Source organism: Niastella sp. OAS944 (assembly GCA_024809215.1).
Classification (GTDB): Bacteria; Bacteroidota; Bacteroidia; order Chitinophagales; family Chitinophagaceae; genus Niastella.
On sequence record JANUBW010000003.1, the window covers coordinates 652203 to 667163 of the forward strand.

At 42.2% G+C, this 14961-nt stretch carries 15 protein-coding genes; 7 read left to right on the plus strand and 8 right to left on the minus strand.

Annotation, left to right across the window (positions count from 1 at the left end; genetic code table 11):
- The first annotated feature begins 77 nt into the window (after positions 1-77).
- Positions 78-677 carry a carboxymuconolactone decarboxylase family protein gene (locus tag GGD38_RS17370; RefSeq protein WP_375297519.1) on the plus strand — a complete coding sequence of 200 codons (600 nt, stop codon included), beginning with the start codon at positions 78-80 and terminating at the stop codon, positions 675-677.
- 247 nt (positions 678-924) lie between these two features.
- Here GGD38_RS17370 and GGD38_RS17375 read toward each other — a convergent pair whose 3' ends face one another.
- Positions 925-1836, minus strand: a complete 912-nt coding sequence (locus GGD38_RS17375; protein WP_375297520.1) for an ROK family protein — start codon at positions 1834-1836, stop codon at positions 925-927.
- Between the two features lie 15 nt (positions 1837-1851).
- Entirely contained in the window at positions 1852-2580 is a 729-nt protein-coding gene (kdsB, locus tag GGD38_RS17380; protein WP_375297521.1) for a 3-deoxy-manno-octulosonate cytidylyltransferase, read from the minus strand.
- Positions 2581-2720: 140 nt separating this feature from the next.
- Here kdsB and GGD38_RS17385 point away from each other — a divergent pair, with 140 nt between their 5' ends.
- The 3 genes from GGD38_RS17385 to GGD38_RS17395 all read left to right on the plus strand — a co-directional run bounded on the left by GGD38_RS17385 (position 2721) and on the right by GGD38_RS17395 (position 6165).
- Positions 2721-4154: a circularly permuted type 2 ATP-grasp protein gene (locus tag GGD38_RS17385; protein WP_375303706.1), complete on the plus strand. Its 1434-nt coding sequence runs from the start codon at positions 2721-2723 to the stop codon at positions 4152-4154.
- Between the two features lie 81 nt (positions 4155-4235).
- A complete protein-coding gene (locus GGD38_RS17390) occupies positions 4236-5168 on the plus strand; it encodes an alpha-E domain-containing protein (RefSeq protein ID WP_375297522.1) in 933 nt (310 codons plus the stop codon).
- A gap of 31 nt (positions 5169-5199) precedes the next feature.
- Positions 5200-6165 carry a transglutaminase domain-containing protein gene (locus GGD38_RS17395; RefSeq protein WP_375297523.1) on the plus strand — a complete coding sequence of 322 codons (966 nt, stop codon included), beginning with the start codon at positions 5200-5202 and terminating at the stop codon, positions 6163-6165.
- A gap of 10 nt (positions 6166-6175) precedes the next feature.
- Here the strand turns inward: GGD38_RS17395 and GGD38_RS17400 are convergent, their stop codons facing one another.
- Positions 6176-6994: a sterol desaturase family protein gene (locus GGD38_RS17400; RefSeq protein WP_375297524.1), complete on the minus strand. Its 819-nt coding sequence runs from the start codon at positions 6992-6994 to the stop codon at positions 6176-6178.
- Positions 6995-7472: 478 nt separating this feature from the next.
- Entirely contained in the window at positions 7473-8588 is a 1116-nt protein-coding gene (gene dnaN, locus GGD38_RS17405; protein WP_375297525.1) for a DNA polymerase III subunit beta, read from the minus strand.
- 493 nt (positions 8589-9081) lie between these two features.
- On the opposite strand from dnaN, the gene GGD38_RS17410 reads away from it, so the two are divergent.
- The 3 genes from GGD38_RS17410 to GGD38_RS17420 all read left to right on the plus strand — a co-directional run bounded on the left by GGD38_RS17410 (position 9082) and on the right by GGD38_RS17420 (position 12084).
- Positions 9082-10395: a hypothetical protein gene (locus GGD38_RS17410; RefSeq protein WP_375297526.1), complete on the plus strand. Its 1314-nt coding sequence runs from the start codon at positions 9082-9084 to the stop codon at positions 10393-10395.
- A 39-nt stretch (positions 10396-10434) separates the two neighbouring features.
- Positions 10435-11532 (plus strand): trypsin-like peptidase domain-containing protein, encoded by a 1098-nt coding sequence (locus GGD38_RS17415; RefSeq protein ID WP_375297527.1) that lies wholly within the window; start codon positions 10435-10437, stop codon positions 11530-11532.
- Positions 11533-11598: 66 nt separating this feature from the next.
- On the plus strand, positions 11599-12084 hold the full coding sequence (locus GGD38_RS17420; protein WP_375297528.1) for a regulatory protein RecX: 486 nt from the start codon (positions 11599-11601) through the stop codon (positions 12082-12084).
- Here GGD38_RS17420 and GGD38_RS17425 read toward each other — a convergent pair.
- From GGD38_RS17425 to GGD38_RS17440, 4 genes are all read right to left on the minus strand, one after another.
- Entirely contained in the window at positions 12081-12695 is a 615-nt protein-coding gene (locus GGD38_RS17425; RefSeq protein ID WP_375297529.1) for a hypothetical protein, read from the minus strand. The two genes, GGD38_RS17420 and GGD38_RS17425, sit on opposite strands and share 4 nt — an antisense overlap.
- A gap of 11 nt (positions 12696-12706) precedes the next feature.
- Complete coding sequence (locus GGD38_RS17430; protein ID WP_375297530.1) at positions 12707-12886, minus strand: hypothetical protein; 180 nt, start codon at positions 12884-12886, stop codon at positions 12707-12709.
- A gap of 69 nt (positions 12887-12955) precedes the next feature.
- Positions 12956-14467 (minus strand): PAS domain S-box protein, encoded by a 1512-nt coding sequence (locus GGD38_RS17435; protein WP_375297531.1) that lies wholly within the window; start codon positions 14465-14467, stop codon positions 12956-12958.
- A gap of 18 nt (positions 14468-14485) precedes the next feature.
- Positions 14486-14914 (minus strand): response regulator, encoded by a 429-nt coding sequence (locus GGD38_RS17440; protein WP_375297532.1) that lies wholly within the window; start codon positions 14912-14914, stop codon positions 14486-14488.
- Positions 14915-14961 lie beyond the last annotated feature (47 nt).

A 14961-nucleotide genomic window follows, 5' to 3' on the forward strand; every position in this document is an offset into this window, starting at 1 on the left:
GAGTGGTAATGTGCAAAATAACCCTCGTGAACTATGTTCTTTTATCCGGTCCTTAATTTTAAACAAACGTATTTAACATGAGCCAGGGAATAGCAATACAGAATGAAACTTTTAGCAACCTGTTAAATGATCTGCAAATACCTGAGTATACGCCTTCTGCCACTGCACAACAATTGTTGGTAGCTGAATCGAAATATATAAAGGACCTGAAGATCAATGTGAGCAATGTGCTGAACAACACGCAATACCTGAATAAAAAGGAAGCGTTGTTACTGGCCTATGCAGTTGCGGTAAATGAAAAATTCGATCTGCTGAAAGATTCTTTTCGCGCGCAGGCCCAGGAAGCTGGCGCCAACGAGGCTGAACTGGCAGAGATAGTTTCGTGTACATCTTTGATGAACGCGAACAATGTATTCTACCGCTTCCGCCATTTTATGAATAAGGATTTTTATACCAATACGCCTGCTGGTATAAAAATGAGCATTATGATGAACCCTGTTTTGGGTAAAGAGTTTTTTGAACTGGTGAGCCTGGTTGTTTCATCAATAAATGGTTGTGAAATGTGCATTACTTCGCACGAACAATCAATTTTACAACATGGCGGTTCTGAAAGCCGTATTCTTGAAGGTGTAAAACTTGGAGCAATAATAAAATCGTTGATAACCGTACTCGCTTAAGACGACGTGAAACGTGAAACGGCAAACGTGAAAAGATTCGCTAATTGCGTGATGTCCGATTGCCTTTGGGCAGAACACTCGGGCAGATGTAGTGGATAACGAAAAAAAGGATAATTGAAAGGGGTGAGTTCGCCGTACGGCGGTACTCACCCCTTTCGTTTTATTGTGGGCCGCCTTAAATGGCTGGTGCAAAAAACAAGTAAATCTCAAAACCGCGCGAGCCCTTTCACGTTTTCCGTTTTACGAATTACGCCACTAACGCCGCAGCGCCAAAAACGCCGGCGCTATCGCCGAGGCTGGGTTTTAGAATTTGAACGTCAACGCGGTTATTGAAAATGAATTTGTGCAGCGATTCAACACCGGCAGTATAAATACTGTCGATATTTCCCACACCACCACCAACTACAATAACATCGGGATCGAGCATATTGGTAATTACCGATACGGCCTTACCAAAAAAATGGTTAAGCCTGTCGATGGTCTTTACGGCTGCCTGGTCGTTCCCCTGCAGTGAGTGGGCCAAAATATCTTTTAACGAAAGCATGGAACCGGTAATACTTTTATAATACCGTTGCAAACCGGGGCCCGATAAAACCGTTTCCACACAACCCGTACGGCCGCAATAACAGGGGCCGCCCGATTCATCGAGGAAATTATGTCCCCATTCGCCGGCAATGCCATGTTTGCCATTCCACACATGGCCATTTATTACAATACCGCCGCCAACACCGGTACCCATAATAATACCGAACACCACTTTGGCATCGGGCGCCTGTTGTTTTACAACGCCCCAATGCGTTTCGGCAAGGGCAAAACAATTGGCGTCATTGGCCAATACACAGGGAATTCCGAGCTTTTCTTCCAGGTCTTTTTTCAGCGGCTGTCCATTCAGGGCAGTGCTGTTGCAGTTCTTCATAGTTTGCAAAATGGGGTCCAGTACACCGGGCGTACCCAGTCCCAAACGGGCAGGTTGCAAGCCTGATTGCTGTTTCATTGTTTGAACCAATTTATCGATCTGGCCAATGATGTGCTCGTATCCTTTATGGCCTTCCGTATCGATACGGGTCCTGAGAATAGGTTGTGGATTATCTAATGAAGGAACGATGGCCCCTTCTATTTTGGTTCCTCCCAAATCGATACCCCAAAGTGGTTGCGTCATGTTGGTTAATTATAATTATTGTAAAAGCCGGGCTGCCCTTTCAAGGTCTTCGGGTGTATCAATTTCAACACCCATATAATCTGTTATTACCATTTTTAAGGGAACGCCATTTTCGAGATAACGAAGGCATTCAATTTTTTCAGCGGCTTCCAGTGGGGTCATGGGCCAGGTGGTAAAGCTCATCAGCGCATCTTTACGAAAAGCGTATACACCAATATGTTCATAATAGGTGATCACTGCTTCGTTATTACGTGGGTAGGGGATAATGCTTCTGCTGAAAAACAGGGAGTTCATATGTTTATCAACCGCTACTTTCACATAGTTGGGATCGGCAATGAATTGTGGTTCTTTCAACACCTGCATCAGGGAAGCTACCTGTACTTTAGCACCTGCTTCGCCTTCAAATACCTGTAACAATTTTTGAAGCGGTTCTTTTTTTACAAAAGGTTCATCGCCCTGCACATTCACTACAATATCTGTTTCTATATCGGCCACCGCTTCGGCAATACGGTCGCTGCCGCTTTCGTGCTGTTGACGGCTCATACAGGCCTTGCCGCCATTTGAAACAATTTCATTATAAATAATTTCACTATCTGTCACCACCCATACTTCATCGAATAAATCCGTGGCTACGGTATTGTCATAGGTGTGGCGAATAACAGTTTTATTACCCAGCTGCTGCATCAATTTGGCAGGAAACCGGGTTGCCGCATAGCGGGCCGGGATCATTGCAATTTTTTTCATACGCGATAAAGATAAGAATATAGCAATGAATGATTGGCTAAACGCAGTCATTTCGTTATATTTGGATAGATCGTCTTTTCCCTCCAGCGATTTGCCTGCCAGTTACTATAACCAAACTATTCTGTATGCAAGCCACCGAATTGCTGAAGACCTACTATGTAGATACCAATACCTGGGACGAAATGTACACGCAAGCTACCGTTCGTGAACAATACCAGCGGGTGGTAGAATTTATGCAGCAACTGGACCTTGAAGAGCTGAACAAAAAGGAGGAACTGGCTAAACGCCTTTTTATGAGCCAGGGTGTTACCTTCACCGTATATAGCAGTGGTGAAGGCATTGAAAAAATATTTCCGTTCGATATTATTCCCCGCATAATTACCGCTGCCGAGTGGAGCCATATTGAAAAAGGCATTAAACAAAGGCTGAAGGCGCTAAACCTTTTTCTCAAAGATGTTTACCATAACCAGTTTATTTTAAAAGACGGGGTAGTTCCCATTGATATGATATACAGCTGTCCGCATTATTTGCGCGAAATGTATAACCTGCCGGTTCCTTACGACCTGTATGTGCATATTGCGGGTATAGATCTTATACGTAATAATGACGGTTCATTTTATATTCTGGAAGATAATCTGCGAACGCCCAGTGGCGTAAGTTATATGCTTGAAAACCGCGAAATAACCAAACGCCTTTTCCCCGATCTGCTACCCCAGAACAATGTGCGAAGTGTAATAGAATATCCTAATATCTTACACAAGAATCTGGTTTCCCTTTCGCCCAGGCAAATAGCCAACCCCACCATCGTTTTATTAACACCAGGAATATATAATTCAGCATATTTTGAACATACCACGCTGGCCAGGCTGATGGGTGTGGAATTAGTTGAAGGCCGCGACCTGGTTGTGGATAACCACCGGGTTTATATGAAAACCACCTTTGGACTGCAACAGGTGGATGTTATTTATCGCCGGGTTGATGATGAATTTCTTGATCCCCTCACTTTCAATCCTAATAGCGTATTGGGCGTATCGGGCATAATGAATGCTTACCGCAAGGGTAACGTAGCTATTGTAAATGCTGTGGGCAATGGCGTGGCCGATGATAAGGCTATTTATTTATATGTTCCCGATATGATAAAATATTACCTGAACGAGGAACCTATATTGAAGAATGTACCTACTTATCACCTCGATAACCTGGAGCAACGGGACTATGTTTTTAAGAATATTACCAACATGGTGGTGAAAAAGACCAATGAAAGCGGCGGTTATGGTATGCTGATGGGTAATACGGCCACTGAGGAAGAAATAATGAGTTACTGTGCGGCTATAAATAAAGATCCGCGCCAGTTTATTGCACAACCTATTATTAGTTTGTCTTCGGCGCCTTGTTATATGCAGGGAAAATTGCAACCGCGCCGCGTTGACTTGCGCCCTTATGCCTTGTGTGGTCCAGACGGGATTGAAATTGTGCCCGGTGGGTTAACCCGGGTTGCTTTGAGGGAAGGGTCGTTGGTAGTGAATAGCTCGCAAGGCGGTGGAAGTAAGGATACGTGGGTGCTGGCGGGATAATAGAAATGAAGAATGAAAAATGAGGAACAGAGAAATGAGAAAGGAAATACAGAAATGAAAACTAAAACAACGTACTGATTAATGTTAAGTAGAGTAGCCGATAGCTTATACTGGATGAGCCGTTATATTGAACGAAGTGATGGTATTTTACGAATGTTGAAGGTGAATTATGCCTATTCGCAGGATAGCATTTCAGAATTTTCGTGGCGGCCGGTACTTCGGTTGTTTACCTATTTGGAAGAACCGGAAGCTAAAAAGCTGGAAACAAATCCCCGGGCTATTCTGCAATATATTGTTACAGACAAGGGTAATCCCAATGCTGTTGTGAATATTGTTACACGGGCCCGCGAAAATGCCCGTAGTGTACAGGACCACATTACTAAAGAATTATGGCAATGCCTGAACGATTATTACCATACCACCAAGGAAGAGTGGCTGGCCCACTGGTTGCAGAAAGATGATCCCATTACTATACTGGATGTGCTGATAAAACAAGGCTTGTTATATTACGGAACGGCCGATATTACCATGTCGCGCGGGGAGGGCTATTCTTTTATGAATATTGGAAAATTTCTTGAACGGGCCATTTTAACGGTCGATTTGCTGAATGTGCGGTTTATAAATAACCCGGATATAGATACCGCGGCCGATGCCCCTTACTGGAAATATTTACTGCTTTCCATTGCCGGTTACGAATTATACCTGAAAACCTACCGTACAGGTTTCGAAGCCCGTAATGTGGTTGAGCAGTTAGTGCTGAACAATCATTTTCCCCGATCTATTATATATTCAATTACCCGCTTGCAACGCTATTTCGACAGGCTGAAACAGGAAGGTAAGGTGAACAACTACCAGCAGCTCGATTTTATGATAGGAAAGCTGCTGAGTAAGGTTCGTTATTCAACGGCGGAATCGATCATTAATCAAAACCTGCATCAATATTTGATCGACATCAAAAATGATCTGTACGCCATAGCCAATGCCCTGAACCAATGTTGTTTTGCCTATTCTTAAAACCAATAAGGAGTTTGTATTTTTGTCAGCCATGCCACAATTCAAAATTCATCACGTTACAAGATATACATACGAGGTGCCGGTTCGCGATAGCGCCAACCAGATCATTTTATATCCTGTAAAGGATGAATACCAAACGGTATTGAAACAAGACCTCGCCATTACCGGTGAACCTGTTGTGGAGGTGTATAAAGATTATTATGGTAACGAAGTGGGTACTTTCATGTTTGCCGATGCACACAGTGAACTGAAGATAGATTCAAAAATTGAAGTGGTCACCAAAAGCAGGCCAATGCCCGAAGATTCATTACCAAAGGAAGAACAATGGGCTGCTTTACAGGCAATCAAATACCAGGTGCCCTATATTGATTTTCTTAAGCAGGAAAGCTGCGAAGTGGTAGGTGAAATAAAACGCGATACCCAGGTAGGGCAATATATGCAGGTTACGCCGCTGACTACCGCGCAAAAACTCAACGAATATGTTTATCGCGAGTTTCAATATATACAGGGTGTTACCAGTGTTGAAACTACTCCAGACGAAATATGGAAATTAAAAGCCGGCGTTTGCCAGGACTTTGCACATATTTTACTGGTGATGTTGCGTATGATAGGTATTCCCGCCCGGTATGTGAGTGGGTATATTTGTCCCAACCGTAACGGTATGCGAGGTGAAGGCGCCACCCATGCCTGGGTAGAAGCTTATATTCCCAATTATGGCTGGCTGGGCCTTGACCCTACCAATAACTGTTTTGTGAACGACCTGCATGTGCGATTGGCCGTGGGCCGAAATTTCAGCGATTGTTCGCCCGTAAAAGGAACATATAAAGGCACATCGAACCACAACCTCGAAGTGGGTGTTTCGGTAAGTTATGAAGATGGTCATGTACAGGACGACCGGGCTACTATATTAACACCACAGCCCGTTACCAATGGCGGTAATAAAACTGATGAGAATTCGTATAGAAGGTATCTTGAAATGATTCAACAGCAGCAGTAACAGGAACTTCTCAATAATCCGTCTTTATATTTTTATTGAACGGCAACTTCAGTTGGTACCCCAAACTCTCGTCGGTACTATCTTCAAGTACATCTAGCCCATACTTTAATTGCTTGGGATCTGTGTAGGCAAAGGTGCCAAACAGCCTGTCCCACAGGGAAAAGATATTAGCATAGTTAGTATCGGTATATGGCCGTTTATAATGATGATGCACCTTGTGCATATTGGGCGAAACAAAGATCCAGCTAATGGGTGTATCGAGCCAGGCCGGTACATGAATATTAGCATGATTGAAATGCGTGAAAATGGCCGACATGCTGCGGTATAAGAAATACATTCCAATTGAAAGCCCAATACAATACACGCCGATAATAGTAAAGCATTCTCTAAATATCCACTCGCCGGGGTGATGGCGGGTACCCGTAGTAACATCAACCTTGGTATCGCTGTGATGGATCATATGGAATTTCCACATAAACTTTACCTTATGCATCAGGTAATGCGGTGCATACTGGGCAAAGAAATCCATAAACAGCAGGCTTAAAATGATATTAGCCCAGAGCGGCAGGTTGAACAGGTTCAGCAAACCAAAATTATGATCGGTAACCCATTTGCAGGCAATGATGGTGATAGAGCCTAATACTATATTAAGAATAACAGTTGTAGTAAGAAATATGAGGTTTACGCCGGCATGTTTATATCGTTTCCACGAAAAACGGAAAAGGGGATAATAACCTTCAATAAGCCAGAAGAAGATCATACCGCCCATTAAAATGGCCATTCGTTGCCAGGGGGCGATGTTCTCCCAAAATTGCATAAATGCTTGCATGGCATACATCGTTTGTACCAGTAATTTACGCCAAAATATCCGTTAGCAAATGGCCTGGGAAAGCATAAAATGACCTGCGGAAAGGCCTGGTTTATTTATGGAGGGATTAAAAATTTTATATCAATATAAAATTTTTAAAATGCGCTATTTAAAGGATTTGAGAGCTTGAAATTTTTTTTATACGTCAAAAAATTAAATTTTTACACCCAGGAAAAATTATACAGCTGCATTTTAGGATTCAAGTCATGAATTAAAATTTTTATACTATCAATTATTTTTTTTCCGATGTGTCTAAAAAGTTTTTGATGCCAGAAATTTTTAGACGAGTCAGAAAAAAAGAAACAGGCCATGGAAATTTTTTAGACGATGCAGTTAAAACGTTTTGCTATCATCTAAATTTTTCCGCTATCGTAAAAATAAAAAACCCCGCCATTTGCGGGGTTGCTGTATGTAATAGCGAAATATATAAAAATAGCGATCAGGTATTCAACATTAAAGGCATAACCAGCATCAGCAGTTCTTCATTTTCATCCTGGTCGCCCGGACGAATGATACCCGCTTTTGTAGACGTTGATAATTCAACGGTAACATCATCGGTATCGGTAGCGTTCAGCATTTCGATCAGGAATTTGGCGTTGAAGGCTATCTGCAGGTCTTCACCATTGTACTGACACTTCATGCGCTCATTACCTTCAAACGAAAAGTCGATATCCTGGGCGGTTAACTGTAACTGGCTACCGCTGATACTTAATACAACTTGATTGGTGCTTTTGTTACTAAAAATACCAACACGGCGTAAAGCGCCCTGGAAATCGGTGCGATTTACTGTCAATTTATATGGGTTATCGGTAGGGATAACTACTTTATAATCGGGGAAACGGGCGTCAATAAGACGACAGCTCAGCTGGGTGGTACCATGCGTTACAAACAGGTGGTTGCTGTTGTAGCTGATGGTAAGCTCATCATCGTTCACCGGCATAGCCGCTTTTAAAAGGGTAAGCGGTTTTTTAGGAACAATGAGTGAATCGGTTTTAGGACAGCTTACATCAGTACGTTTGTAACGAACCAAACGGTGAGCATCGGTAGCAACAAATTGCAAACCTTTCTTATCCATTTCAAAGAATACCCCTGTCATGGCCGGACGCAGGTCATCGTTACTTACCGCAAAAAGGGTTTTATTAATGGCAGTTACCAGGGCAGATGAATTAACTGTAAATGAATTGGTATCATCGGCCACAGGATCTTTAGGAAAGTTATCAGGATTTTCACCCATAACCTTATACTTACCATTATCGCTGGTTATTTCAACCGCGTAATTTTTGTCAATGTTGAAAGTAAGCGGTTGCTCCGGAATGTTCTTCAGTGAATCCATCAGGATCTTGGCTGGTATACATACCCGGCCCGTGTCCTTCGCCTCTACTTCAAGCTGAATTTTCATTACTGTTTCCAGATCAGTGGCCACTACCGATAGTTGATTTTTTTGCACGTCAAATAAAAAATCTTCCAGGATCGGCAGCACCGTATTGGCATTGATCACCCCGCTAATCTGTTGTAATTGTTTCAATAAAGCCGAAGATGAAACGATAAACTTCATATAACTGATTAAGATTTGAGCAAATATAGGGTTATGACTGAACAAATTACCCGGTTTTTTTAAAACACGAAATCCACAAATACGCTATCTTGCCATCCGACGGTATTGAAAAACCGGCTTCTGAAATATGTACCGGGGTGCCGGTTGAAAATAATACCACTTTCCAAACCGTAGGAAGCACCAGGCAGGTCGTTGGGTCCGTTAACTACAAAACGGCAATAATTCATTCAATTTCCGACCGGTGTGGTTAAGGCTGCTTTCCCATTAAAATGCTAAATCCGGCTGAGGACACTCGCTGAATGCGCAATGCTAAAGGTTGAACCAGCCTCCGGAATCTGGTTAGGTACGGAGTGCCATGTTATGCCTTCGGCATTGAGCTTTGTGGGTATTTTTCGGAACTCATTGATTAAAAATTATATAAACAGCAATTTTATCAGCCATATTGGTGTTAATATAGGAACCTGATTGTGTATTAAAAACAATATAACCTTATATGTTTGACAAACTTTTCGGACGTGGTAAAAAGAAGCCCGAAAACCCGGATATTCCTTTTGGCCGCTATTCCGATAATAACAAAACGGTTGAAAAAGTACGCCGTTGGACCGATGCCGATAACCTGTTCAAACAACAGTCCTACTACGAAAGCATCGATGCATTTTTCGACTACCTGGCCGATGACAAAGAGAAGAATGTGATTCTGCAGCGAAACAATGAAAATGGCACTTTCCAGATATTTCAGGGTTCCAAGATCGTTCGTGGCGAATTTGACAAAGAAAGTCTGAAGGCAGAAATAACCCTGGCCCGTATGCCCCAGGCCAGCGTACCGGTAATGCGTCGCCTGCTTGAAATGAATTTTAACCTTTACTACAGTCGGTACGCCCTCGACAACGACCGGTTGTGTATGCGCTTCGATAGCGATATAAAAACTGCCAATCCCAATAAATTATATTATGGGTTAAAAGAGCTGGCAGTAAAAGCCGATAAACTCGATGACCTGCTGGTACAGGAATTTGCCGCCCTGCAAACGGTAGATACTGAGCACATCATTGCAATTCCCGAGGCGGAAAAAGAAGTGAAGTTCAACCACATGATGATTTGGGTAAAACAAACCCTCGAATATATTGAAACGCTGGATGCCGATAAGTTTTCAGGTGGCATAGCTTACCTGTTGCTTTCACTGGCCTTCCGTATCGATTATTTGGTTTGTCCGGATGGTAAACTGCTCAACGAACTTGAAAAGATTGTGGAGATCTATTACCGTAAGGACGAAAAATCGACCATGGAGCGTAACCAGGGTATGATTGAAGGGTACAAAAAGCTGATGAACAAAACGAAAGAAGATGTGTACCCATACCTGTTCCGTGCAAAACATACATTCTCTATTGTAGTTCCACAGCACCACCAAACCGTGGCAGATGCTATAAATGCAGCTGCACAGAATGTGGTTTGGTACCGCGATAACAACTATCCTACGGTTGCCAATAATGTAATGGAGTATGCGCTTTCGTTCAGCCAGTATTCGTACAGCTTACCCAAGCCACTGAGTGACCTGATATTATTATTCTTTCAGATCAACTACCGCGAATATTTCGAAGCGCTCAATTTTACCGTACCGTATTATGAGGTGCTGAATGGTCAATTCAATCCGGAAGCCATTCGCCAACGGATAGAGCAGATCGTTACCGAGTGGCAACCTAAATATCCTAAACTGGTGTTCAGAATGGAAACGCTGAAGTTTAACAATCTGGTTGCATTCAATAGCAGCTTTAGTACGGAGATCACGGCTTTAAATTTCGATTCAAACTAACATTACAAAGCGTGTCACGCTTACAAAAAATATTAATCAATGGTTCAGGATATAATCGGACAGTTTCATCCCGCCATCATACAAATAGCAACGCAAACCGGTACCGGCACCGGGTTTTATTTAAAGGAATATGATATAATAGTAACCAATGATCATGTGGTGCAGGATAATGCAGAGGTTACCATTGCCGGTAAAACATTTGAAAAAACATTATCGCGGGTTTGGTATACCGATCGCAAGCACGACCTGGCATTTTTGCAAGGGCCTGCCAATGCCGAAATTCCCACAATTCGTTTAGGTAATTACGATGCCTTAAAAGATGGCGATGAGGTGTTGGCAATTGGTCACCCTTTTGGCTTTAATTATAGCGCTACGCAGGGTGTTATATCAAAAGTTGATCGCATTCGCGATGGATTGAAATTTATTCAGATCGATGCGGCCATCAACCCCGGTAACAGTGGCGGCCCGCTCGTAAATATCAATGGTGAAGTAATTGGCGTAAACTCGTTTAAAGTACAGGGAGGCGATAACCTTGGTTTCGCTTTACCGGTAAGCTATCTGCGCCAGGCGCTGCAATTATATGCGCCACACAAAGGCGTTAGCAGTACCCGTTGCCATAGTTGCGATTACCTGGTATTGCCCGAAAATATTGATTCGGAAAAGTATTGCCCGGCTTGCGGTACCGAGGTTAAATTGCCTACTATGCCCGAGCAGGAGGTAGTGCCTACCGGTGTAGCAAAAATCATTGAAGATATTTTGAAAGAACTGGGAAAAGACATAAAACTTTCGCGCGAAGGCGTAAACCGCTGGGAAGTGCGTGAAGGAAGCGCCAAGATAAAGATCACCTACAATGCCGAAAACTTCTTTGTGGTAGGCGATGCGTTTTTGTGTCAGCTGCCACAGGATGCGCTTAAAATAAAACCGCTTTACCAGTTCCTGTTGCAGGAGAATTACCGCACCAATAGTTTGGTGTTAAGCTGTCAGAACCAGAATATCGTATTATCGTGCATTATGTACGACCTCGATATTACCAAGGAAGGGGGTGTAAAGGTGTTTGATAACCTGTTCAAGAAAGCAGATTATTATGACGATCTGCTAAAGAATGATTTTGGTTGTTTAGATAGAATAGAAGAATAAATCAATAAGGCAACAGGCAATGGACAATTGGCAAAGTTTAATTGTTCATTGCCTGTTTAATTTACAATGTTTCAGAGAAAGCAACAATTAACAAAGGAACAGGCATTGCAAAAACTTAGGCATTACTGTGCTTACCAGGAGCGCTGCCATATGGAGGTGAAAGAAAAGCTGTATTCTTTTGGCTTGCGTAAACAAGTGGTTGAAGAGTCGATTTCGCAATTGATTGAGGAAGATTACCTGAACGAAGAGCGGTTTGCTATTCAGTATGCGGGTGGAAAATTTCGTATGAAACAATGGGGGCGGGTTAAAATAAAACATGCCCTGCAGCAAAAACAGGTAAGCGCATATTGTGTAAACAAGGCAATGAAAGAAATTAATGACGATGATTATGAGAAAACATTGCATAAGCTGGCCGAACAAAAATGGAACAGTGTAACGGGGGAAGGTGTGAACCTGTTTGTAAAAATGAGTAAGACAAGCGATTATTTATTGCAAAAGGGGTATGAGGCGGAGTTGGTGAGGGGTGTGATTGCCGGATTGAAGGAGAACTAAAATGAATATTGCTTTTTAAGATAGGGGTTAAACTCCCCAATGGGTCTTGGAAGAAAGTAACCTTTAATCAAAGTGGGATTACGAACACATATTTCAATATGCAGGCGATCGTAAAAATTTGAATTTGGATAAATTTGACCTCCTTCGTTAAATGCACTTCGAACGGTATCAAATCGGCTTTGTTGATTTTCGTCTGTAGATGCGTGCAAACATTTAATGACCGAGCAATCCAGTTTTCTAATAGGGCCTTTATTGACGGGTATTGATTTACCATTTTCTACACAAGATTCTGCGAACTTATCATAGGCCTTTTTTACCATTTCTATTGAACCAGGTTCCAGCAAGTTCAAGCAGTTCCCCAACTCAATGATAGCGCCTATTACAAAGGGTGTTTTTATTCTTGTTTTATTCTTCTGCCAGCCAGAAGCACATTCAATTGCATATTCCAATGCTCTACCCGGGTTTTGCTCCCAGAAATAAATACCTGGGCCAAGCCAGTCCCATTCATTTTCACTTGCGATAAGGTCATCCTCTCCGTTTAAGATCCGTAGGCCGACCTCTCTATCACAGCTGTGAAAAGCTGAAATTTCAAAAGGTTGATGATAAGCCATTATTTAGATTTTTAAGGCTTTGAATCAGTTTCGGTTTCTGGAGCATCTTCCAGAATTATCCCCGCCCTTTTGAAAAAATCATCTGCTGCTTCTTTTGAAGCCATGATTTTTTTAAATGTTTCGTCAAGGGCTTCCATTACAGCCTTATTACGTTCCTCCAGAGTCGGATAATACTTATAATATTTAGCCATAGTAGAACAATTATACTCCTAAGATATAAAATATTTATTTCATATCCCTAAAGAATTTAGTTTTTTACCTTACTTCCACTTATCCGTAAATCGCTTCTTTATAGTAAAATAAAAAGTACTTCCTTCACCTACAACCGAATCAACCCAAATTCTTCCATTATGCAATTCCGCAATTTTTTTGCAATGTGCAAGGCCGATACCAGTTCCCTCATATTCATTCTTGGTATGTAACCGTTGAAAGATGATAAAAATGCGCTCCCAGTATTTTTCATCAATACCTATTCCATTGTCGGATATTTTAAACTGCCAGTGGTCATCCTTGGGCATTACCGAAATGTTGATAACCGGCGGTTCGCCCGGTTTGCGAAATTTAAGCGAATTGCTGATCAGGTTTTGGAACAACTGTTTCATTTCGGTAGCATAGCCGGAAATAGTTGGTAACATATCGATGTTAATAACTGCATGACTTTCCTGAACAGCCATGGTTAGATCACTCAAAACCTGCTGTACAACCTGGTTACAGTCGATGGGTTCTAAAATTCGTTCACGTCCCAGCCTTGAATAATCGAGCAGGTCCTGCACCAATCGCCGCATTCTGTCCGAGGCATCGGTTATATAGTTGATATATTTGGTAACGTTTTCATCGGCCTCGTGTTTATAATGCCTTTTCAACAATTCAACAAAGCCCGATACAGTTCGCAACGGCTCCTGTAGATCGTGCGAAGCTACATAGGCAAATTGCTCCAGTTCGATATTCTTTCTCTTCAGGTCTTCGGCATATTCTTTTTGCCTGACTTCAGCTTCCCGCCGATCGGTAATATCTCTAATAAATGCGCAAAAGAAATCGGTATCATTTTGGCGCATTGGTATAATGGTTAGCTCAATGGGAAACTCTTTACCATTGCGATGGAGTGCAGTAATTTCAATTAGTTTATTTAATACACTTTGCTCGCGGGTATTTAAATAACGTTTCAGTCCGGCTTCGTGTGCTTCGCGGTGTTGTTGTGGAACAATGGTCTCGGATAAGCGGCGGCCTTTTACTTCTTCTTCCTTCCAGCCAAATATTTGTTCGGCCTGCGGGTTCCATACCGTGATGCAGCCATTGCTATCAATACAAATAATAGCATCCAGTGCCGAGTTCATAATAAGCCGGGTGGTTTCTTCGCTGGCACGTAATATGGCTTCGGCTTTTTTTCTTTCGCTTACATCGGTTATAAATGCCACAGCCATTTTTTGGGCGCCCAGTTTATAATAACCAAGACTGATCTCTACCGGAAAGGTGCGGCCATTTTTATCGCGGGCAAACAGGTCTTTACCCAATCCCATGGGCCTGGCTTTGGGAGCCTGAAAATAATGTTGCCGGTGTTGGCGATGTATTTCTCTTAAATTTTCGGGAATTAAAAGTTCTATTGGTTTTCCGCTAAGTTCTTCTTTGGTATAACCAAAAAGCTTTTCGGCATTTGGATTAACCAGGTTAATATCACCATTTTCGTCGGTTACCAAAATACTTATGGTAGCATGTTCAAATAAAGATTTGAATGCTTTTTCATTTTCGAGAAGGATTTCATTTTGATCTTTCATAACCAACGATAGAAGGTGTTAACAGGCTTCAGGAAAAAAACGGGTTATTATTTTTTGGATCACCTCTGGTTGAAGCGGTTTGTTTTCGAACCCGGAGATCTCCACATTTTCCTGCGCTGCTATTTGATCGTCGGGGTTTAAACTTGTGGTAAGCATTACCATAACAATATTCGCTTTTTGTGTTGATGGAAGCTTTTGATAATGTTGTAAGAACTCCCAGCCATCCATACCTGGCATGTTAATATCAAGGAAAATAAGATCGGGACGGGGATGCTCGGTACCATTATTAAATGCACCGCTACCGGTTAAATATTCCAATGCTTCCCTGCCACTGGTAACTACCTGAACATGATGCGCGCAACCCATTTCTTCAACAAGCAATTTGTTTAGGAAATTAGTTGGCTCATCATCATCGATGAATAAAATGCACATAAGTTTTTGTTTCATTTGAAGAACTGGTTTTAAGAGCTAAACACTACAATGCAGGCTACGAT

What these genes read in the sequence shown, in the direction of transcription:
- GGD38_RS17425 (WP_375297529.1), bottom strand. Translation starts at nt 12,695, where the DNA reads ATGGCTTATCATCAACCTTTTGAAATTTCAGCTTTTCACAGCTGTGAT.
- GGD38_RS17415 (WP_375297527.1), top strand. Translation starts at nt 10,435, where the DNA reads ATGGTTCAGGATATAATCGGACAGTTTCATCCCGCCATCATACAAATA.
- GGD38_RS17430 (WP_375297530.1), bottom strand. Translation starts at nt 12,886, where the DNA reads ATGGCTAAATATTATAAGTATTATCCGACTCTGGAGGAACGTAATAAG.
- GGD38_RS17435 (WP_375297531.1), bottom strand. Translation starts at nt 14,467, where the DNA reads ATGAAAGATCAAAATGAAATCCTTCTCGAAAATGAAAAAGCATTCAAA.
- GGD38_RS17400 (WP_375297524.1), bottom strand. Translation starts at nt 6,994, where the DNA reads ATGCAAGCATTTATGCAATTTTGGGAGAACATCGCCCCCTGGCAACGA.
- GGD38_RS17410 (WP_375297526.1), top strand. Translation starts at nt 9,082, where the DNA reads ATGTTTGACAAACTTTTCGGACGTGGTAAAAAGAAGCCCGAAAACCCG.
- kdsB (WP_375297521.1), bottom strand. Translation starts at nt 2,580, where the DNA reads ATGAAAAAAATTGCAATGATCCCGGCCCGCTATGCGGCAACCCGGTTT.
- GGD38_RS17390 (WP_375297522.1), top strand. Translation starts at nt 4,236, where the DNA reads ATGTTAAGTAGAGTAGCCGATAGCTTATACTGGATGAGCCGTTATATT.
- GGD38_RS17375 (WP_375297520.1), bottom strand. Translation starts at nt 1,836, where the DNA reads ATGACGCAACCACTTTGGGGTATCGATTTGGGAGGAACCAAAATAGAA.
- GGD38_RS17370 (WP_375297519.1), top strand. Translation starts at nt 78, where the DNA reads ATGAGCCAGGGAATAGCAATACAGAATGAAACTTTTAGCAACCTGTTA.
- GGD38_RS17420 (WP_375297528.1), top strand. Translation starts at nt 11,599, where the DNA reads ATGTTTCAGAGAAAGCAACAATTAACAAAGGAACAGGCATTGCAAAAA.
- dnaN (WP_375297525.1), bottom strand. Translation starts at nt 8,588, where the DNA reads ATGAAGTTTATCGTTTCATCTTCGGCTTTATTGAAACAATTACAACAG.
- GGD38_RS17440 (WP_375297532.1), bottom strand. Translation starts at nt 14,914, where the DNA reads ATGAAACAAAAACTTATGTGCATTTTATTCATCGATGATGATGAGCCA.
- GGD38_RS17395 (WP_375297523.1), top strand. Translation starts at nt 5,200, where the DNA reads ATGCCACAATTCAAAATTCATCACGTTACAAGATATACATACGAGGTG.